Genomic DNA, 18904 nt, shown 5'->3' with positions numbered 1-18904 from the left:
GCCCCGCCGGGGCGGCGCCCACAGTCCCCCTCGGGCGACTCGGACAACCCGGGTCACCCTGGGCCGCCTGGGCACTCATGGGATCCCTGACGCCCGCCCGCGGGCCGCTTTCAGGATCCCCGGCGCCCGCCCGCGGGCCGCTCTCAGGTCCGCGGTTCGGCGGCCGCCGGAGCCGGGGCCTTCTGGCCGCCCGCGGGCGCTCGCCGGTACGCGTGAGGGGGTGACCACCCGAACGGTGGTCACCCCCTCACGCGGATGTCCTGGTGAGCGGTCGGCGCGGCGCTACTGGCCGCCCTGCTGCTCGTCTCTGCGACGCTGCCAGCGCTCGTCGATGCGGTCCATCATCGAGCGTTTCTGTCGTCCCTGGCGGCGTGCTGCCTGCGGACCGGCACCGGCCGCCTGCTGCTCGCCCGGTTTGGGGGCCTTGCGCCAGCCGGTCACGGCGAGAACCGCGCAGCCCAGCATGACCAGGAAGCCCACCACACTGAGCCACACCTGCTGGGCGACCATTCCGGCCATGAGGAGCGCAATACCTACGAGGAAGCCCGCGACCGCCTGGTAGACCCGTCGCCGGGTGTACGTACGCAGCCCGCTTCCCTCGAGCGCTGTCGCGAACTTGGGATCTTCGGCGTACAGCGCTCGCTCCATCTGCTCGAGCATGCGCTGCTCGTGCTCCGAGAGCGGCACGGAGTCCTCCTCATCGTGCAGTCGCCGGGGCGACCCGGGGGGTCCCTTCAGGATAGGCAGGGAATCGCCCCCGTGAAACCCGCCCCTCTGCGCCAATTGACCAACCGGACTCCGTCATGGCCGTGCCGGCTCGCTGAGGTTCCCATTCCCCGGCGGCCGACCCGTCATGCCGGGCCGTCTCCCTCGATCATACGGCGACTGCCCCCCGTTCGGGGGGCCTGTGGCGTACTCCATCTGCAGTCGCGTCCCTGATCAGCGGCTTACCCCGGCGGACGCTCAGGACTCGTCGGCACCTCGTGTCTCACCGAGCACATGGAGCTGAGTGGCCACGGAGTGGAACGCGGCGAGTTCGGCCGCCGCGGCCTCCAGCTTCAGCAGCGCGTCCACGGCGCCCGGCTCGGTGTCCACCAGCACGCCGGGGACGAGGTCGGCGAAGACCCGGACCCCGTGCACGGCGCCGATCCGGAGCCCGGCGGCCTCGACCAGACCGGTGAGCTGTTCGGCGGTGAACCGGCGCGGCACCGGGTCACCCGTGCCCCAGCGGCCGTCCGGGTCGGCCAGGGCCTGCCGGGCCTCCGTGAAGTGGCCGGCGAGGGCACGCGCGAGCACGGCACCGCCCAGACCGGCGGCGAGCAGGCTGAGGACGCCGTCGGCACGCAGGGCCGCCACCGCGTTGCGGACGCCCTCCGCGGGATCGTCCACGTACTCCAGGACGCCGTGGCACAGCACCGCGTCGTAGCCGCCCCGCTCGACCACGTCGAAGAGGCCGCGGGCGTCTCCCTGGACGCCCCGCACGCGCTCGGCGACGCCGGCCTCGGCGGCGCGGCGCTCCAGGGCGAACAGGGCGTTGGGGCTCGGGTCCACGACGGTGACACGGTGGCCGAGGCCGGCCACGGGCACCGCGAAGTTGCCGCTGCCGCCGCCGGTGTCGAGGACGTCCAGCGTCTGCCGGCCCGTGGCCTTGACCCGGCGGTCCAGGGCGTCCTGCAGGACGTCCCAGACCACGGCGGTACGAAGGGCCGACCGGGAACGGGAGGGCTCGGAGCGCGGCGACGCCGCCGTCTGCGGTCCGGGGTGGGAGGCGGGCGGGCGCATCGGGTCCGGCACGGCTGTTGACTCCTCGGCGCGGCACCGCCTCGGACACGGGCGGAGCGAAACGGGCTGCCGCCCCCTCCCGGCTCGGGGAGGGGGAGGCTTCAGGCGTCTCCCACCCTATTGCCTCCGCCGCGCCCGCCGGTCACCCGTTCACGACCCGGTCACCCGTGCCCGCCCCGGTCAGCCCGCGTCCGGCAGGTCCCGGCCCGGGTGACCCGCGTCGGGGCGGTCTGGGTGCTCCGGGCCCGGCGGGTCCGTGTCGGGGCGCGGCTGGGGCAGCACCGGCTGGAGGACCAGCATCCGCTCCACCAGGCGCAGGAACATCGCCACGTCGCGTATCAGGTCGTCGGCGTCCCGGGTGCCCGCGGCGCCCTGGATGCCCGCCTCGGCCCGCGCGCGGCGGCTCGCGCCGGAGGCGAACAGCGCGCTCCAGTCGGACAGCTCGGGCGCGATCTCGGGCAGCACCTCCCAGGCGCTGCGGATGCGGGCCCTGGCCCGTGGGCTGGTCTCCGGGCGGCCACGCGCGGCGAGCACCGCGGCGGCGGTGCGCAGGGCGGCGAGATGGGCCGTCGCGTACCGCTCGTTCGGCGTTTCGAGGACGGCGGCCTCCTCCAGTCCGGCCCGGGCCTGGGCGAGCAGGTCGAGGGCGGCGGGCGGGGCCGTTGTCCGGCGGAGCACGGGATGCACGTCGCTCGCCGGTCCGGTCAGTGAGGGTGCAGGGCCGGCTGCGCGGCGCCGCCGGGCGGCGGCTGCGGACGAGTGGGCCATGACGATCCTCCTGTCGTCTCCGTGACGGCACGCTCCTGGCAGGAGGTGCCGTATGTGCCCATCGTGAGGTATGCCACTGACAATCCGTTCTGACCTGGACTTTTGTTTCGATCAACCGTTCGGTGAAGCAGTCGGTGCGGCGCTGGCCCGGGCTGCGGTGACGGTCGCGGGCGGGGTGCTGTGAGAATCGGGACCATGGAAAGCAGCAGCACCGCCTCGCAGAGCGGCAGTCGTCGCGAGGCCACCCGGCAGAAGCTGTACGAGGCGGCGGTCACCCTCATCGCCGAGCAGGGGTTCTCCGCCACCACCGTGGACGAGATCGCCGAGCGGGCCGGGGTAGCGAAGGGCACGGTCTACTACAACTTCGCCAGCAAGTCCGTCCTCTTCGAGGAGCTGCTGCGGCACGGTGTCGGCCTCCTGACCGCCTCGCTGCGCCAGGCCGCGGAACGAACGGCCCGGGAGGGCCTCGGCCGCGTCGACGCCCTGGACGCGATGATCCGCGCGGGGCTGGTCTTCATCGACCGGTACCCGGCCTTCACCCAGCTGTACGTGGCCGAGCTGTGGCGCACCAACCGGGCCTGGCAGTCCACGCTGCTGGTGGTCAGGCAGGAGGCCGTCGCGGTGGTGGAGGGCGTGCTGCGCGAGGGCGTGGCCGGTGGTGAGTTCAGTGCGGAGATCGACGTGCCGCTGACCGCCGCCGCGCTCGTCGGCATGGTCCTGGTGGCCGCGCTGGACTGGAAGGCGTTCCAGCCGGAGCGTTCCCTGGACGACGTGCACGCCGCGCTGTCGCGGTTGCTCCAGGGCCGTGTGAGCGGACGGGGCTGAGCGGACCGGGTGACCGTACGGGCTGGGCGACCGCGGCGGACCGTCGACCGGTCGGCCGCGCACGAAGAGCGCCGGTCCGTGGTGGCCGCGTCCCCCGCGGGCCGCCGTCGGACCGGCGCCTTCTCCTGCTCCCCCGTACGTCCCCCCGTCGGAACTCCCGTCGCCGATCGTCCCTCCGGGCTCCCCCGTCTCGCTCCCGCCGACCGCGGCCGGCGGAAGGAGCGGATCGCGGGCCCGGCTCCGTTCCGGCGCCCCGTGCCGCCGGTGCCGGAGCCGTGCCCCTCTCCGTGTCTCCACTCTCTCGTTCACGCAGGTCGCAGCCCATCCGCGCACGTACTCATCTGCCGGACTGAGTACACCTACTCAGCTGTGCGCACCCCGCCCCACGGCGCGGCCCCGCCGACCGGTCACCCGGACGTCCGTCGCGGTGCTCAGCCCTCGCACGGGAGTGCCGGCGAGGGCGGATAAAGTCCCTGGCATGGCACGGATTGCGGTGATCGGCGCCGGGACGGGCGCCATGGCGGCGGCCGCCCGGCTGGCCGTCGCGGGCCACCGGGTGGTGGTGTACGAGCGGACCAGGACCTACGGCGGAGCCCTGGGCCGCTTCGAGCGGGACGGGTTCTCCTTCGACACGGGCCCCGGTCTGCTCCCTCTGCCCGCCGTCTGGCGCGATCTGTTCGTGAAGACCGGCAAGGAGCCGCTGGAGTCGTGCGTCGAGCTGGTCCAGGTCGACCCGTCGTCCCGGCACGTCTTCGCGGACGGCACGGAGGTCTCGCTGCCGAACGCCTCGCGGGCGGGTGTCGTCGCCGCCCTGGACTCCGCGCTCGGTGCGGGCGCCGGGGAGCGATGGGGCGACTTCCTGGTGCGGGCCCGGGAGACCTGGGACCGGACCCGCCGCCCCCTCCTGGAGGAGCCGCTCTGGCCGAACTGGCGGGTGCTGGCCGAGCGCGAGCCCTATCCGGCGGTCCCGCGCAAACGGCTGCTGCGCACCCGCCGGGCCGGCACGCTCGCCGAGGTCGCCGCCTGGGAGCTGCGCGACCCCCGGCTCGCGGCCCTGCTGGAGAGCCACGCCCTCGCGTACGGCCTGGACCCCCGCACCGCCCCGGCGAACGCGGCCGTACTGCCGTACATGGAGTACGCGTTCGGCGTGTGGTACGTGCGCGGCGGCGGGCTGCGGGAGCTGGCGCGGGCGGTGTACGAGCGGTGCCTGGCCCGCCGGGTGGAGTTCCGCTTCGAGGCGGAGGTCACCGGGATCGTCGAGAAGGACGGCCGGGTGGCGGGCGTGGAGCTGGCAGAAGGTGCCCTGGAGGAAGCCGAGTTCGTGGTCTCCGGCGTGGCGCCGGGGGTGCTGGACCGCCTCCGCGGCGGATCGCCGGTGCGGACCGACGACGAGGTGCCGGCACAGCGCGGCGGGACGAGCCGGCTGACGGTGCTGCTGGCGCTGCGGGGCGGGCGTCCCGGGGGCACGGCGCACCGGACGGTGGTGCACGCGGCGGACCGTGCGGCCGAGTTGGACCGCCTGTTCGGCGCCGCTCCCGGGATGGCGGCGCGGCCCACCGTCACGGTCCTGCGGCCCGACGACCCCGCGCTGGTCCCGGACGCTGAGCATGAGGCGGTCACCCTCTCGGCGGTGGTACCCGCCCTGGGCGACGCGTCCGACAAGCCCACGACCGAGGTGTACGCCCGCTGGGCCGAGCAGTTGATCGATGCCGCCGAGCGGGCGGTTCCCGGCCTGCGCGATCGCGTCCTGTGGCACGAGGTGCGCACGCCGGCCGAGGTCGCGGCGGACACCGGTGTGCCGGACGGCGCGATTCCGGTGCCGGCGCTGGCGGCGGCCGCCGGACGCCTGCTGCACGCGGCGAACTCGACGCGCACGGACGGCCTGTTCACGGTCGGCGGCTGGTCGCACCCCGGCGGGGGCCTCCCGCACGCGGGCATGTCGGGCGCGCTGGTCGCCGGACTCGTGGTGGAGGGACCGGAGTTCCGCGGCTCCCAGTGAGCCGCCGCCGGGCCGGCCTGCGGAAGCCGGCCGGGGGGCTCAGAAGCGGTACTGCTCGTCGTAGCCCTGGCTCGAGCCCTGCGTCTGGTCGTTGCCCTGGTAGGGATACGGCTGCTCGGCCGGGAGTTCGCCGCCGTAGGGGTCGTCGGTGCTGCGCTGCTGCGGCACCCACACCCCGCCGGCCGGGGTCTCGCCGCCGTAGCCGCCCGGAGCACCGGTGCCGCCGGTGGCGTACGGGTCCTGCCCGTAACCCTGCTGGCCGTACTGCTGCTGCCCACCGGTCGTGTCGTAGCCGCCGGTGTCGTACGCCCCGCCGCCGTAGGAGTGGGTGCCGATGTACGGGTCGGAGTAGGCGGCGTACTGCTGCTGCGCGCCGGTGTCGTAGCCGTAGCCCTGCTGCTGCCCGTAGCCGGAGTAGTCGTAGGCGTAGGCCTGGTCGGCGCCCGGCGCGGCCGCCGCCTGCTGCTGCTGGCCGGTGCCGTAGCCGGAGTCGGCGTACACGCCGTACGAGCCGGTGTCGTCCGGCATGGGCTGCGGTTCGTAGACGGCGGTGGTCTCCGCGGCCGTGGGATCGGCGGCGGGGCGGGCGGGGGTGAAGACGTCGTCGCGGTCGTAGTCGTCAGGCCCGTAGGGCGAACCGTCCTGGCCCGCGGCGGGTCCCTGGGCGCGCTCGTCGTAGCCGTCGTGGTGGTCCCGGTCGCGCTCGGCGGGTTCGGGTCCCGAGGTCTCGAACGCCGGGTCGCGGCGGCCCCGTTCGGGACGTGCGCGCTTGCCGACGAGGCTCGCCGGGGCGTTGACCGCCCAGCCCGCCTCGAAGCCGCGGCGGAACGACAGGGTGACGTAGGTCTGGCCGACCGCGAAGGCGGCCGCGCCGACACCGATGACGAGCACGTTCGACATCAGCACACCGGCCACGACGCCGACGAAGCCGCCGAAGGCGAGCAGCCGCCAGCGCAGCCGCGCCTTGTACTGCAGCAGCACCTCGCCGAGCAGCCACAGCGCGACGACGCCGAACGCGATGTAGAGGACCGTCCAGCCCATGTACGCCCCTCTCCCAGTGGCCGTTACGCAGTGTGTCGCAAATACGTGCGGCCGGTCTAGGCCCGCGGTGGGTGGTGCAGGCCCAGATTCTCGTAGATTTCCAGCGTAGCCGTGGAGTTGTTGAGCGTGATGAAGTGCAGTCCGGGCACACCCTCGGCCAGCAGCCGCGCGCAGAACTCCGTGGCGAACTCGATCCCGATCGAGCGTACCGCCGCGGGATCGTCCTTGACCGCGAGGATCCGCTCTTTCAGCTCCGCGGGGAACGAGGCGTTGCTGAGCTTCGGCAACCTCTCCAGCATCTTCACACTGGTCACCGGCATGACCTCGGGGATGACCGGGGTCCGGCAGCCGGCCGCGGCGACCCGGTCGCGCAGCCGGAGGTAGGACTCGGGCTGGAAGAACATCTGGGTGATCGCGTAGTCGGCGCCGGCCCGGCACTTGTCGACGAAGTGCGCCACGTCCGTGTCCCAGTCGGCGGAGCGCGGGTGCATCTCGGGGAAGGCGGCGACCCCGACGCAGAAGTCGCCCGACTCCTTGATGAGCCGGACCAGTTCGGCGGCGTACGTCAGGCCCTCGGGGTGCGCGATCCAGTCGGCGGTCGGGTCGCCGGGCGGGTCGCCGCGCACGGCGAGCATGTTGCGGATCCCGGCGTCGGCGTACTGGCCGATGATGTTGCGCAGTTCGGCGACGGAGTGGTCGACGGCGGTGAGGTGGGCGACCGGGGTCAGGGTGGTGTCGGCGACGATCTGCTCGGTCTCCCGGACCGTGCCGGCGCGCGTGGAGCCGCCGGCGCCGTAGGTCACGGAGACGAAGTCCGGGGCCACGGCCTCGACCCGCCGCAGCGCGCTCCACAGGTTCTTCTCGCCCTTGGGCGTCTTCGGCGCCGAGAACTCGAACGAGTACGTCGTCTTGCCGGTGGCGAGGATGTCACGCACCGTGCGGGCGCGATCAGTCCTCGTGCTTGCGGTTCCGAGGGCCATACCGGCAGGTTAGCCAGGGCGGGGCGGTCCCCCAACCGGATGGGGGATATTTGTCCATATTGTCGAGTTGTTGTCCATCTTTTGGACACCCGGCCCGCTCACGGCTCCGCGGGGCTACTCCCCTGCCGGGGCCTGCCGCAGCCGCTTCGCGAACTCGGCCGCCGCCGCGCCCGGGTCGTCGGCGGCGGTGATCGCGCGGACGACGACCACGCGCCGGGCGCCCGCCTCCAGCACCTCGTCGAGGTTGCCGAGGTCGATGCCGCCGATCGCGAACCAGGGGCGGTCGGTGCCCAGCGCCGCCGTGTACCTGACCAGGTCGAGGCCGGGTGCGTGGCGGCCGGGCTTGGTGGGCGTCGGCCAGCACGGACCGGTGCAGAAGTAGTCCACGCCGTCCTGGACGGCGGCAGCGGCGGCCTCGGACTCGGCGTGCGTGGAGCGGCCGATCAGGACGTCGTCGCCCAGGATCGCGCGGGCGGCGGGCACCGGAAGGTCGCCCTGGCCGAGGTGCAGCACGTCGGCGCGGGCGGCGTGCGCGACGTCCGCGCGGTCGTTGACCGCGAGGAGTCTGCCGTGGCGGGCGCAGGCGTCGGCGAACACCTTCAGGTGCTCCAGTTCCTCGGCCGCCTCCATCCCCTTGTCCCGCAACTGGACGATGTCGACCCCGGCGGCGAGCACGGCGTCCAGGAACTCGGGCAGGTCGCCCTGGCTCCGGCGGGCGTCCGTGCACAGGTAGAGCCGGGCGTCGGCGAGCCGGGCGCGGGTGGCGGTCGGGGCGGTGTCGGGCATGCGGGTGTCCCCCCGGTTCGGTGGCGCGGGCCCGGGACCGGGCCGCGCGATTCTGGCATACGGCCGCGGGCCGGGCCTCTCCCGGGCCGCGGTCCGCGGCTCGTACGCCGGGCGTGTGGCGGATCAGCCGTGCGGCGGATCGGCGACGTCGCGGATCAGCCGCGATTGCGTACGTGACAGGCCGACGACGTGGCCGTCAGACGGCGAGCGCCTGGGCGCGGCGCTTCACCTCCGTACCGCGGTTCTCGGCCAGGGCCTGGGCGGGGGTGCCGGGCAGGCTCGGATCGGGCGTGAAGAGCCACTCCAGCATCTCCTCGGCCGTGAAGCCGTCGTCCCGCAGCAGCGTCAGGGTCCCGACCAGGCCCTTGACGACCTTGTCCTCGTCGATGAAGGCCGCCGGGACGTGCAGCGCGCGGTTCTCACCGCGGCGGACGGCGATGAGCTGGCCTTCCTTGATCAGCTGGCGTACCCGGGTCACCTCGACGCCGAGCTTCTCGGCGATGTCGGGGACGGTGAGCCAGGCAGGCACGAGAGCATCGGTCTTTGCGTCAATCTCGGTCACGCCCCCAGCCTGCCACCTGGCACTGACAGTCGGAAACCGGACTGCGCCGCGCTACGCCGGCGCGGCCGTCGTCGCCTTCAGCGGCTTGGCCGGGTCGGCCAGCAGGTCCGGGTCCATCGTCGTGCCCGCCTGGATCAGTCGTCTGCCCTGCGCCAGGTCGCGGGGGCGCCCCACCGCCAGCAGGGCGACCAGACGGCCCTCGCGCAGCCAGCAGACCGTCCACGCCGGGCTCGCCGGGTCGCCGCGCCACACGGTGGTGTCGGCGCCCGTGTGGTGACCGGCGTACTGGACGAAGCGGCCGAACTGCTCGGACCAGAAGTACGGCACCGGGTCGTAGACCGCCGCGGCCTCGCCCGCCGGGGCGCCGACGATGTCGGCGGCCACCGTGCGCGGGCCCTGGAGGGCGTTGTCCCAGTGGTGCACCAGGAGCCGATCACCGTAGCGGGCCGAGGGGAAGGAGGCGCAGTCGCCGACCGCGTGGACGTCCGGCGCGGACGTGCGCAGGCGGTCGTCGGCCAGGACCTCGCCGTGCGCGCCGAGCGCGATGCCGGAGCCCGCCAGCCAGCCGGTGGCCGGGCGCGCACCGATGCCGACGACGACCGCGCCGGCCGGCAGCCGGGTGCCGTCGTCGAGGACGACGCGGGCGGGCTCGCCGGGGCCGCCGGGCTCGACGCGCTCCACGCGCGCGCGGGTGCGCAGGTCGGCGCCCGCCTCGGCGTACCAGGCGGTCATCGGCGCGGCGACCTCGGCGGGCAGCGCGTCGGCCAGCGGCCGGTCCGCGGCCTCCACGACGGTCACCGCGCAGCCCGCCTCGCGCGCGGCGGTGGCGAACTCGGCGCCGATCCAGCCCGCGCCGACGACCACGACGTCGTGCCGGCGCGCGAGCACCGGGCGCAGCCGTTCGGCGTCGTCCAGGGTGCGCAGCAGGTGCACGCCGGGCACGCCCTCGGCGCCGGGGAGCCGGACCGGTTCGGCGCCGGTCGCGAGGACGAGGGAGTCATAGGGCACGGGCCCCTCGGAGGTGTCCAGGACGTGTTCGCCGGGGCGGACGCCCAGGGCCTCGCACCCCAGCCGCAGGGTGATGCCGAGCGCCTCGAAGTCGACGTCGAAGGCGGAGCCCTCGGCGGTGCCCAGCAGGACGGCCTTGGACAGCGGGGGCCGGTCGTACGGTTGGTGCGGCTCGGCGCCGACGAGGGTCACCGGGCCGGTGAAGCCCTGTTCCCGCAGGGCGACCGCGGTCTGCACACCCGCCATCCCGGCGCCCACCACGACCACCCGGCGCTCCGCGTCCGCCGCCGGTCCCTGTCCCCGTTCCCGCGTCTGCTCACTCACCTGATCACCATAGACACCCGGCGTTTCGCCGGTCAGTGCGCGTGCCGGATGAGCCGGAAGCCGTGCGGCCCAGCGGCCCGCGGGGACCTGCTCCGCCGGGGAGGCTCCCTTACCGGGGCGACGCGCCGCGGGCTAGGGTGGCGGACGCAAGGCACTCGCGGGAGCCCGGACGCACCGGGCTGAGAGGGAGGCTGGCGGCCTCCGACCGTACGAACCTGATCCGGGTCATGCCGGCGAAGGGAGGGGCTGGACGCCCATGTCGTCTCCACCACACACGCCTCCACACACACCTCGTACGCCCCGTACACCCGACGTGCTCGTCGTCGGCGGCGGGATCGTCGGGCTGGTCACGGCCTGGCGGGCCGCGCAGCGCGGGCTGGTCACGGCCCTGGTGGACCCCGAGCCGGGCGGCGGCGCGGCCCAGGTGGCGGCCGGGATGCTGGCCGCCGTCACGGAGCTGCACTACGGCGAGGAGAGGCTGCTCGCGCTGAACCTCGCCTCGGCCCGCCGCTATCCGGAGTTCGCGGCCGAGCTGTCCGAGGCGACCGGACAGGACCTCGGGTACCGCCGCTGCGGCACGCTCGCCGTCGCGCTGGACGCCGACGACCGCGCCCACCTGCGTGAGCTGCACGCGCTCCAGCAGCGGTCCGGCCTGGAGTCGGAGTGGCTGTCGGGGCGCGAGTGCCGGCGCCTGGAGCCGATGCTCGCGCCGGGCGTGCGCGGGGGGCTCCGGGTGGACGGCGACCACCAGATCGACCCCCGCCGCCTCGCCCACGCGCTGGTGACCGCCTGCGAACGGGCGGGCGTGGTCTTCCACCGGGTGTGGGCCGAGCGGCTCACCGTCGGGCGCGGGGACCGGGCCACGGGTGTCGTCACCGCCGACGGCACGGCACTGGAGGCGGGGCAGGTGGTGCTGGCCGGGGGCAGCCTCAGCGGGCGTCTCGCGGGCGTGCCGGAGGCCGTTGTGCCGCCGGTGCGGCCCGTGAAGGGGCAGGTGCTGCGGCTGACGATGCCGAAGACGCACGGACCATTGCTGAACCGGACCGTGCGCGCCGTGGTGCGCGGCAACCACGTCTACCTGGTGCCCCGGGAGAGCGGCGAGCTGGTCGTCGGCGCCACCAGTGAGGAGCTGGGCTGGGACACGACGGTCACCGCGGGCGGCGTCTACGAGTTGCTGCGCGACGCCCACGAGCTGGTCCCCGGCATCACGGAGCTGCCCCTGACGGAGACCCGCGCGGGGTTGCGCCCCGGTTCCCCGGACAACGCCCCGCTGCTCGGCCCGACCGCCCTGGACGGCCTGCTGCTGGCCACCGGCCACTACCGCAACGGTGTTCTGCTCACCCCCGTCACCGGCGACGTCATGGCGCACGTCCTGACCACCGGGAGGCTGCCGGAGGAGGGGCGCCCCTTCACGCCCCGCCGCTTCGACGCCGTCCCCGCGCTTCCCCCACTCCCGCATCTCTCGGAGCAGTCCGCATGAACATCTCCGTCAACGGCGAGCCGCGCGAGGTGGCTCCCGGCACGGCCCTGGACGCGCTGGTGGGCACGCTCACCGCGGCACCGTCCGGAGTGGCCGCCGCCCTGAACGAAACCGTCGTCCCGCGCGCGCAGTGGTCCGCCACCGCCCTGGCCGACGGCGACCGCGTCGAGGTCCTCACCGCCGTCCAAGGAGGCTGACCATGGCTGACGATCCCTTTGTCCTCGGCGGCACGTCGTACGGGTCCCGCCTGATCATGGGCACGGGCGGGGCGCCCAGCCTGGACGTGCTGGAGCGCGCGCTGGTCGCCTCCGGGACGGAGCTGACCACGGTCGCGATGCGGCGGGTGAACGCCTCGGTGCACGGGTCGGTGCTGTCCGTACTGGAGCGGCTCGGCATCCGGGTGCTGCCGAACACGGCCGGCTGCTTCACGGCCGGGGAGGCGGTGCTGACCGCGCGGCTGGCGCGCGAGGCGCTCGGCACGGACCTGGTCAAGCTGGAGGTCATCGCCGACGAGCGCACCCTGCTGCCGGACCCGGTCGAACTCCTGGACGCGGCGGAGACGCTGGTCGACGACGGGTTCACGGTGCTGCCGTACACGAACGACGACCCGGTGCTCGCGCGGAAGCTGGAGGACGTGGGGTGCGCGGCGATCATGCCGCTGGGCTCGCCGATCGGCTCCGGGCTCGGGATCCGCAACCCGCACAACTTCCAGCTGATCGTGGAGCAAGCGCGCGTGCCGGTGATTCTGGACGCGGGGGCCGGTACGGCGTCGGACGTGGCGCTGGCGATGGAGCTGGGGTGTGCGGGCGTGATGCTGGCCTCGGCCGTGACGCGGGCGCAGGAGCCGGTCCTCATGGCGGAGGGGATGCGGTACGCCGTGGAGGCGGGGCGGCTGGCCCGGCGGGCGGGGCGGATTCCGCGGCGGCATTTCGCCGAGGCGTCGTCTCCCGCGGAGGGCTTGGCGGTGCTGGACCCGGAGCGGCCCGCTTTTCAGTGAGCCCGCGCTGTCCCCGGGGTCTGTTCTCCCACCCGCGCACCACCCGTTTCCAGGCGGGCAAGAGGTGGCCCGACCGGAAACGGGTGGCGCGCCGCCGTCGGCGGCGCACGGTGCGTGGGAAGCGTCACAGATGCGCTGCAGTACCGGCCCGATTCCGCTCGACGACACGGGGTGTCGGTGTCGGCTCGTAGACTCACCTGCGTGGACACGACCCTTCAGGACCCTCTCGTCGGGCAGGTGCTCGACGGCCGGTACCGCGTCGAGGCGCGGATCGCGGTCGGCGGAATGGCCACGGTCTACCGGGCCGTGGACACCCGCCTGGACCGCGTGCTCGCGCTGAAGGTGATGCACCCGACGCTCGCGACCGACGCCACCTTCGTCGAGCGGTTCATCCGCGAGGCCAAGTCGGTGGCACGGCTCGACCACCCCAACGTCGTCCAGGTCTTCGACCAGGGGGCCGAGGGGGCGTACGTCTACCTCGCGATGGAGTACATCGCGGGCTGCACCCTGCGGGACGTGCTGCGCGAACGCGGAGCGCTCAGGCCGCGGGCCGCACTGGACATCCTGGAGCCGGTCCTCGCCGCGCTCGGTGCCGCGCACCGGGCGGGCTTCGTGCACCGGGACATGAAGCCGGAGAACGTGCTCATAGGGGACGACGGCCGGGTCAAGGTCGCCGACTTCGGCCTGGTCCGCGCCGTGAACACCGTCACCAGCACCACCGGCGCCGTCCTCGGCACCGTCTCCTACCTGGCGCCCGAGCAGATCGAGCACGGCACGGCCGATCCCAGGGTCGACGTGTACGCGTGCGGTGTCGTGCTGTACGAAATGCTGACCGGCGCCAAGCCGCACGACGGGGACTCCCCCGCGGCGGTGCTCTACAAGCACCTCCACGAGGACGTGCCGCCGCCGTCGGCCGCCGTACCGGAGATGGCGTTCGAGCTGGACGAGCTGGTCGCCGCGGCGACGGCGCGCAACCCGGAGATCCGGCCCCACGACGCGGTGGCGCTGCTCGCGCGGACCCGCGAGGCACGTGCGGCGCTGAGCGCGGACCAGCTGGACGCGGTGCCGCCGCAGGCCCTCGCCGCGGAGCACGACAACGCCGAGGACCGTACGAGCGTCATCCCGCGCGCGCTGACGATGCCCCGCCCGCTGCCCGTCAACGAGGACGAGGGCGACGGCGCGTCCGGCGCGGACGGGGTCGACCGCACCAGCAGGCTGTCCGCTCCCCCGCCGGCCCCGCCCCGGGCCCGCCTGCCCCGGCCGCGACGCGGTCCGCTGGCGGTCGTCGTGGCCGTCCTGCTGGTGCTCGGGGTCGGCACCGGCGTCTGGTACATCAACTCCGGCCAGTTCACCAAGGTGCCGCCGCTGCTGTCCAAGACCGAGGCGCAGGCCCGGGACCGGCTGGACGAGGCCGGTCTCGACGTCGGCAAGGTGAAGCACGCCTACAGCGACACCGTGGAGCGCGGCAAGGTCATCAGCACCGATCCCGGGGTGGGCGACCGCATCCGGAAGAACGACTCCGTGTCGCTCACCGTCTCCGACGGCCCCGACACCGTGAAGCTGCCGGACGTGTCCGGCTACAGGCTGGACCGGGCGCGCAAGCTGCTGGAGGACGATGGCCTGGAGCCCGGCATGGTGACCGAGGCGTTCAGCGGCGAGGTGGCCAAGGGCTTCGTGATCTCCTCCAAGCCCCGGCCGGGCACCACGGTGCGCGCGGGCTCCGCCGTCGCCCTGGTGGTCAGCAAGGGCAGCCCGATCGACGTCCCGGACGTCACCGGCGACGACCTGGAGGACGCGAAGGCCGAGCTGGCGGAGGCCGGTCTGAAGGTGAAGGTCGCCGACGAGCGGGTGAACTCGGAGTACGACAGCGGCCAGGTGGCCCGGCAGACGCCGGACGCGGGCGGCCGTGCGGCCGAGGGCGACACGGTGACGCTCACGCTGTCCAAGGGCCCCCGGATGATCGAGGTCCCGGACGTGGTCGGCGACAGCGTGGACGACGCCAAGCGCGAGCTCCAGGACGCGGGCTTCGACGTGGACGAGGACCGCGGCCTGCTCGGACTGTTCGGCGACACCGTCGAGAAGCAGTCGGTGGACGGCGGGGACACGGCTCCCGAGGGGTCCACCATCAAGATCACCATCAGGTGACGGGGCAGCGCCGGACGCATGACACCCTGGACGGGTGAAGAGTCAACAGTCCGCCCCCTCCTCCACGGCCCCCTCACCCGCCGCCCTCCCCCGCAACCCCGTCGGCGGCCACGTCCCGGTGGCCGGCGGGCTGCACTCCGTGGGGCTGTCCTACGCCCGTGAGCTGAAGGCGGAGACCGTGCAGGTCTTCGTAGCCAACCCGCGCGGCTGGGCCACCCCGGCCGGCAACCCGAAGCAGGACGAGGCCTTCCGCCAGGCCTGTGCGGCCGAGTCGGTCCCGGCGTACGTGCACGCGCCGTACCTGATCAACTTCGGTTCGCACACCGAGGCGACGGTGGAGCGGTCGGTGGAGTCCCTGCGGCACTCGCTGCGGCGCGGGCGGGCCATCGGGGCGCTCGGCGTCGTCGTGCACACCGGGAGCGCGACCGGCGGACGGGACCGGGCGGTGGCGCTGAAGCAGGTGCGGGAGCACATGCTTCCGCTGCTCGACGAGCTGACCCACGACGACGACCCGTACCTGCTCCTCGAGTCGACCGCCGGGCAGGGCGCGTCCCTGTGTTCGCGGACCTGGGACTTCGGGCCGTACTTCGAGGCGCTGGACGCCCATCCGAAGCTCGGGGTGTGCCTGGACACGTGCCACATCTTCGCGGCGGGCCACGACCTGACCGGCCCTTCCGGCATGCACCAGACCCTCGACCTGCTGGTGGACACGGTCGGCGAGGGCCGGCTGAAGCTGATCCACGCCAACGACTCCAAGGACGTGGCGGGAGCGCACAAGGACCGGCACGAGAACATCGGTGCCGGTCACATCGGCGAGGACCCCTTCCGCGCGCTGATGACCCACCCCGCGACCGAGGGGGTGCCGCTGGTCATCGAGACACCCGGCGGCAAGGAGGGGCACGCGGCGGACGTGGAACGGCTGAAGAAGCTGCGCGACGGCTGACCCCCGGGGCCCCGAGGGGGCCGCGCCGGGTCACAGCTCGGGGCCGTCCCCGGGCTCCTCCTGGTAGGAGTAACGCTGCTCGCGCCACGGGTCGCCGATGTTGTGGTAGCCGCGCTCCTCCCAGAAGCCGCGCCGGTCGGCGGTCATGTACTCGATGCCGCGGACCCACTTCGGGCCCTTCCAGGCGTACAGGTGCGGGACGATCAGCCGCAGCGGGAAGCCGTGCTCGGCGGTGAGCAGCTCGCCGTCCTTGTGGGTGGCGAAGAGGGTGCGCTCGGCGGCGAAGTCGGACAGCCTGAGGTTGGAGCTGAAGCCGTACTCGGCCCAGACCATCACGTGGGTGACGGCGGGCGCGGGCGGGACGAGCTCCAGGATCGTGGTGGCCGGGACGCCGCCCCACTCGGAGCCGAGCATGCTGAACTTCGTGACGCAGTGCAGGTCGGCGACGACCGTGGTGTACGGCAGGGCGGTGAACTCGTCGTGGGTCCAGCCGCGCTTCTCGTCGTCGGTGGTGGCGCCGAAGACCCGGAACTCCCAGCGCTCCGGCCGGAACTTCGGGACCGGTCCGTAGTGGGTGACGGGCCAGCCGCGCTGCAGTCGCTGCCCGGGCGGGAGCTCGAACCGCGACGCTCCTTGCGAACCGTCTTCTCCCGATCCGTGTTCCACCGGCTGACCCATGCCTCCATCCTGACAGACCCGGACCGATGCCCCCGACCCGCCCCACTTACATTCGGGCAAACCATCCTTAATCACCACCAAGACGACTAAGCACGTACTTACTTACTAAGTCAACACTTACTGGACGATCTTCGACGCCGGTGCAATCATGCCGCGCAACACGCCTGTTCCCGTTCGAAGGAGCGTCAAGCGATGCAGGGCGACCCGGAAGTCATCGAGTTCCTCAATGAGCAGCTGACCGCCGAGCTCACGGCCATCAACCAGTACTTCCTGCACGCGAAGCTGCAGGACCACAAGGGCTGGCACAAGCTCGCGAAGTACACGCGCGCGGAGTCCTTCGACGAGATGCGCCACGCCGAGGTGCTCACCGACCGCATCCTGCTCCTGGACGGCCTGCCGAACTACCAGCGCCTCTTCCACGTGCGGGTCGGCCAGAGCGTGACGGAGATGCTCCAGGCCGACCGGGAGATCGAGCTGGAGGCGATCGACCGGCTGCGCCGGGGCATCGAGGTGATGCGGGCCAAGCACGACATCACGTCGGCCAACGTCTTCGAGGCGATCCTCGCCGACGAGGAGCACCACATCGACTACCTGGAGACCCAGCTCGACCTGGTCGAGAAGCTGGGCGAGTCGCTGTACCTGTCGACGGTCATCGAGCAGACCCAGCCGGACCCGTCGGGACCCGGCTCCCTCTAGAGCCGGAAGTACGGGGCTAGGCCGCCTCGGGAAGCTCCGCCAGGACCGGGGCACCCTGGTCGGCCAGCTGCCGGCGGGGGCAGGCGCCGCGCCCGAGCAGGGCCTGGATGCGCCGTACGCAGCCGCCGCAGTCGGTGCCCGCCTTGCAGGCGGAGGCGATCTGCCGGGGCGTGCACGCGCCGGCCTCCGCGTGACTCCTCACCTGTTCCTCGGTGACACCGAAGCAGCTGCAGACGAACACGCGGTTCACCTCCCGGGCGGGGTACAAGGTCGTGCCGTACCGACGACCGGAGGGCCCGACTGATCGGTGAGGCAAACCTAACCTTACCCATCGCGCCAGGCCCGCAAAAGTGCGAGGGGCGCGGATCCCGTGTGACCCGCGCCCCATTTCACCCGCCCGCCGCGGGCGGACCGTCACTGGTCCCGGTACATCTCCGCCACCAGGAACGCCAGGTCGAGCGACTGGCTGCGGTTGAGCCGCGGGTCGCAGGCCGTCTCGTAGCGCTGGTGCAGGTCGTCGACGAAGATCTCGTCGCCGCCGCCCACGCACTCGGTGACGTCGTCACCGGTCAGCTCGACGTGGATGCCGCCCGGGTGGGTGCCGAGCGACTTGTGCACCTCGAAGAAGCCCTTGACCTCGTCGAGCACGTCGTCGAAGCGGCGGGTCTTGTGACCGGAGGCCGCCTCGTAGGTGTTGCCGTGCATCGGGTCGGTGATCCAGGCGACGGTCGCCCCGGACGCGGTGACCTTCTCCACCAGCTCCGGGAGCTTGTCGCGGATCTTGTCCGCGCCCATCCGGACGATGAAGGTCAGCCGCCCGGGCTCGCGCTCCGGGTCCAGCCGCTCGATGTACTGCAGCGCCTCCTCGGCCGTGGTCGTCGGGCCGAGCTTGATGCCGATCGGGTTGCGGATCCGCGAGGCGAACTCGATGTGCGCGTGGTCGAGCTGCCGGGTGCGCTCACCGATCCACACCATGTGCGCGGAGACGTCGTACAGCTGGCCGGTGCGCGAGTCGACGCGGGTGAGGGCCGACTCGTAGTCGAGCAGCAGCGCCTCGTGCGAGGAGAAGAACTCGACGGTCTGGAACTCGGCCGGGTCCGTGCCGCAGGCCCGCATGAAGTTCAGCGCGTTGTCGATCTCCCGGGCGAGCTGCTCGTAGCGCTGGCCGGAGGGGGAGGACTTCACGAAGTCCTGGTTCCAGGCGTGCACCTGCCTGAGGTCGGCGTAGCCGCCGGTGGTGAAGGCGCGCACCAGGTTCAGCGTGGACGCCGAGGCGTGGTACATGCGCTTGAGCCGCTCGGGGTCGGGGACCCGGGCCGCCTCGGTGAAGTCGAAGCCGTTGACGGAGTCGCCGCGGTAGGTCGGCAGCGTCACGCCGTCGCGGGTCTCGGTCGGCTTGGAGCGCGGCTTGGAGTACTGGCCGGCGATCCGCCCGACCTTCACCACGGGCACGGACGCGGCGTAGGTGAGGACGGCGCCCATCTGGAGGAGGGTCTTGAGCTTGTTGCGGATGTGGTCCGCGGACACCGCGTCGAAGGCCTCGGCGCAGTCGCCGCCCTGGAGGAGGAACGCCTCTCCCTTGGCGACGGCCGCCATCCGGGCGCGCAGCTGGTCGCACTCGCCCGCGAAGACGAGCGGCGGATACGACTCGAGGTCCGCGATCACTGCGCGCAGAGCCTCGGTGTCGGGGTACTCGGGCTGCTGCGCCGCGGGCAGGTCTCGCCAGGTGTTGCCAGCGCTCGGGCTGGTCTTAGCGTTCACGGTCACCCCTTAACACTACGGGGTCACGCGACGCGGTCTTCCCCTGGCCCGACAGGTGAGACGGGACCCCCCTGCGGGCCCCCGCGCACGGGTTGGTAGCCTCACGCGCCTCTGAAGTTCGGATCACAG

General features: G+C 73.2%; 19 protein-coding genes and 1 riboswitch. Of the genes, 8 read left to right on the top strand and 11 right to left on the bottom strand.

The window, feature by feature from the left end; genetic code table 11:
- Positions 1-282: 282 nt before the first annotated feature.
- From NI25_RS28800 to NI25_RS39540, 3 genes are all read right to left on the bottom strand, one after another.
- Positions 283-687 carry a spore wall synthesis complex protein gene (locus NI25_RS28800; RefSeq protein WP_007448475.1) on the bottom strand — a complete coding sequence of 135 codons (405 nt, stop codon included), beginning with the start codon at positions 685-687 and terminating at the stop codon, positions 283-285.
- Positions 688-963: 276 nt separating this feature from the next.
- Positions 964-1794 carry a methyltransferase gene (locus tag NI25_RS28795; protein ID WP_061445236.1) on the bottom strand — a complete coding sequence of 277 codons (831 nt, stop codon included), beginning with the start codon at positions 1792-1794 and terminating at the stop codon, positions 964-966.
- Positions 1795-1962: 168 nt separating this feature from the next.
- The gene (locus NI25_RS39540) at positions 1963-2550 is read right to left on the bottom strand and encodes an SAV_6107 family HEPN domain-containing protein (RefSeq protein ID WP_061445235.1); all 588 of its coding nucleotides are present in this window, start codon (positions 2548-2550) and stop codon (positions 1963-1965) included.
- A 195-nt stretch (positions 2551-2745) separates the two neighbouring features.
- Between NI25_RS39540 and NI25_RS28785 the strand changes: the two genes are divergently transcribed.
- The gene (locus NI25_RS28785) at positions 2746-3375 is read left to right on the top strand and encodes a TetR/AcrR family transcriptional regulator (RefSeq protein WP_061445234.1); all 630 of its coding nucleotides are present in this window, start codon (positions 2746-2748) and stop codon (positions 3373-3375) included.
- 478 nt (positions 3376-3853) lie between these two features.
- On the top strand, positions 3854-5374 hold the full coding sequence (locus NI25_RS28780) for a phytoene desaturase family protein (protein ID WP_061445233.1): 1521 nt from the start codon (positions 3854-3856) through the stop codon (positions 5372-5374).
- A gap of 39 nt (positions 5375-5413) precedes the next feature.
- On the opposite strand, the gene NI25_RS28775 is transcribed toward NI25_RS28780, so the two are convergent.
- The 5 genes from NI25_RS28775 to NI25_RS28755 form a co-directional block, all read right to left on the bottom strand.
- On the bottom strand, positions 5414-6415 hold the full coding sequence (locus NI25_RS28775) for a hypothetical protein (protein WP_061445232.1): 1002 nt from the start codon (positions 6413-6415) through the stop codon (positions 5414-5416).
- A gap of 56 nt (positions 6416-6471) precedes the next feature.
- The gene (gene metF / locus NI25_RS28770) at positions 6472-7395 is read right to left on the bottom strand and encodes a methylenetetrahydrofolate reductase [NAD(P)H] (RefSeq protein ID WP_061445231.1); all 924 of its coding nucleotides are present in this window, start codon (positions 7393-7395) and stop codon (positions 6472-6474) included.
- Between the two features lie 114 nt (positions 7396-7509).
- Positions 7510-8181 (bottom strand): thiamine phosphate synthase, encoded by a 672-nt coding sequence (thiE, locus tag NI25_RS28765; RefSeq protein ID WP_061445230.1) that lies wholly within the window; start codon positions 8179-8181, stop codon positions 7510-7512.
- Positions 8182-8377: 196 nt separating this feature from the next.
- On the bottom strand, positions 8378-8743 hold the full coding sequence (locus NI25_RS28760; protein ID WP_030402146.1) for an Rv2175c family DNA-binding protein: 366 nt from the start codon (positions 8741-8743) through the stop codon (positions 8378-8380).
- A 51-nt stretch (positions 8744-8794) separates the two neighbouring features.
- Positions 8795-10075 carry an NAD(P)/FAD-dependent oxidoreductase gene (locus NI25_RS28755; RefSeq protein WP_233520784.1) on the bottom strand — a complete coding sequence of 427 codons (1281 nt, stop codon included), beginning with the start codon at positions 10073-10075 and terminating at the stop codon, positions 8795-8797.
- 147 nt (positions 10076-10222) lie between these two features.
- A riboswitch (TPP riboswitch) is annotated at positions 10223-10334 on the top strand.
- Here NI25_RS28755 and thiO point away from each other — a divergent pair.
- The 5 genes from thiO to NI25_RS28730 all read left to right on the top strand — a co-directional run bounded on the left by thiO (position 10332) and on the right by NI25_RS28730 (position 15640).
- Positions 10332-11555 carry a glycine oxidase ThiO gene (gene thiO, locus NI25_RS28750; protein WP_061445228.1) on the top strand — a complete coding sequence of 408 codons (1224 nt, stop codon included), beginning with the start codon at positions 10332-10334 and terminating at the stop codon, positions 11553-11555. (Overlaps the previous riboswitch by 3 nt.)
- Positions 11552-11752 (top strand): sulfur carrier protein ThiS, encoded by a 201-nt coding sequence (thiS, locus tag NI25_RS28745; RefSeq protein ID WP_030402143.1) that lies wholly within the window; start codon positions 11552-11554, stop codon positions 11750-11752. The genes thiO and thiS overlap by 4 nt, the downstream gene beginning before the upstream one ends.
- Positions 11753-11754: 2 nt before the next feature.
- Positions 11755-12552 carry a thiazole synthase gene (locus NI25_RS28740; RefSeq protein ID WP_061445227.1) on the top strand — a complete coding sequence of 266 codons (798 nt, stop codon included), beginning with the start codon at positions 11755-11757 and terminating at the stop codon, positions 12550-12552.
- Positions 12553-12753: 201 nt separating this feature from the next.
- The gene (gene pknB / locus NI25_RS28735; RefSeq protein WP_061445226.1) at positions 12754-14697 is read left to right on the top strand and encodes a Stk1 family PASTA domain-containing Ser/Thr kinase; all 1944 of its coding nucleotides are present in this window, start codon (positions 12754-12756) and stop codon (positions 14695-14697) included.
- 34 nt (positions 14698-14731) lie between these two features.
- Positions 14732-15640: a deoxyribonuclease IV gene (locus NI25_RS28730; protein WP_061445225.1), complete on the top strand. Its 909-nt coding sequence runs from the start codon at positions 14732-14734 to the stop codon at positions 15638-15640.
- A 30-nt stretch (positions 15641-15670) separates the two neighbouring features.
- Here the strand turns inward: NI25_RS28730 and NI25_RS28725 are convergent, their stop codons facing one another.
- Complete coding sequence (locus NI25_RS28725; RefSeq protein ID WP_061445224.1) at positions 15671-16318, bottom strand: sulfite oxidase-like oxidoreductase; 648 nt, start codon at positions 16316-16318, stop codon at positions 15671-15673.
- Positions 16319-16510: 192 nt separating this feature from the next.
- On the opposite strand from NI25_RS28725, the gene bfr reads away from it, so the two are divergent.
- A complete protein-coding gene (gene bfr, locus NI25_RS28720; RefSeq protein ID WP_061445223.1) occupies positions 16511-17014 on the top strand; it encodes a bacterioferritin in 504 nt (167 codons plus the stop codon).
- Between the two features lie 16 nt (positions 17015-17030).
- Here the strand turns inward: bfr and NI25_RS28715 are convergent, their stop codons facing one another.
- On the bottom strand, positions 17031-17264 hold the full coding sequence (locus NI25_RS28715) for a (2Fe-2S)-binding protein (protein WP_061445222.1): 234 nt from the start codon (positions 17262-17264) through the stop codon (positions 17031-17033).
- A 164-nt stretch (positions 17265-17428) separates the two neighbouring features.
- The gene (locus NI25_RS28710; RefSeq protein WP_061445221.1) at positions 17429-18781 is read right to left on the bottom strand and encodes a class II 3-deoxy-7-phosphoheptulonate synthase; all 1353 of its coding nucleotides are present in this window, start codon (positions 18779-18781) and stop codon (positions 17429-17431) included.
- Between the last annotated feature and the right edge of the window lie 123 nt (positions 18782-18904).

This window comes from Streptomyces sp. CCM_MD2014 (assembly GCF_000772045.1).
In the GTDB taxonomy this organism is placed as follows: domain Bacteria; phylum Actinomycetota; class Actinomycetes; order Streptomycetales; family Streptomycetaceae; genus Streptomyces; species Streptomyces salinarius.
Note: the sequence above shows the minus strand (reverse complement) of the source record. Positions and strands in the feature narration are given on the sequence as shown.

Bases quoted from the DNA above. Each gene is read 5' to 3' on its own strand.
- NI25_RS39540 (WP_061445235.1), bottom strand. From the start codon at position 2,550: ATGGCCCACTCGTCCGCAGCCGCCGCCCGGCGGCGCCGCGCAGCCGGC.
- NI25_RS28785 (WP_061445234.1), top strand. From the start codon at position 2,746: ATGGAAAGCAGCAGCACCGCCTCGCAGAGCGGCAGTCGTCGCGAGGCC.
- NI25_RS28780 (WP_061445233.1), top strand. From the start codon at position 3,854: ATGGCACGGATTGCGGTGATCGGCGCCGGGACGGGCGCCATGGCGGCG.
- NI25_RS28775 (WP_061445232.1), bottom strand. From the start codon at position 6,415: ATGGGCTGGACGGTCCTCTACATCGCGTTCGGCGTCGTCGCGCTGTGG.
- metF (WP_061445231.1), bottom strand. From the start codon at position 7,395: ATGGCCCTCGGAACCGCAAGCACGAGGACTGATCGCGCCCGCACGGTG.
- thiE (WP_061445230.1), bottom strand. From the start codon at position 8,181: ATGCCCGACACCGCCCCGACCGCCACCCGCGCCCGGCTCGCCGACGCC.
- thiO (WP_061445228.1), top strand. From the start codon at position 10,332: ATGTCGTCTCCACCACACACGCCTCCACACACACCTCGTACGCCCCGT.
- thiS (WP_030402143.1), top strand. From the start codon at position 11,552: ATGAACATCTCCGTCAACGGCGAGCCGCGCGAGGTGGCTCCCGGCACG.
- NI25_RS28740 (WP_061445227.1), top strand. From the start codon at position 11,755: ATGGCTGACGATCCCTTTGTCCTCGGCGGCACGTCGTACGGGTCCCGC.
- NI25_RS28725 (WP_061445224.1), bottom strand. From the start codon at position 16,318: ATGGGTCAGCCGGTGGAACACGGATCGGGAGAAGACGGTTCGCAAGGA.
- bfr (WP_061445223.1), top strand. From the start codon at position 16,511: ATGCAGGGCGACCCGGAAGTCATCGAGTTCCTCAATGAGCAGCTGACC.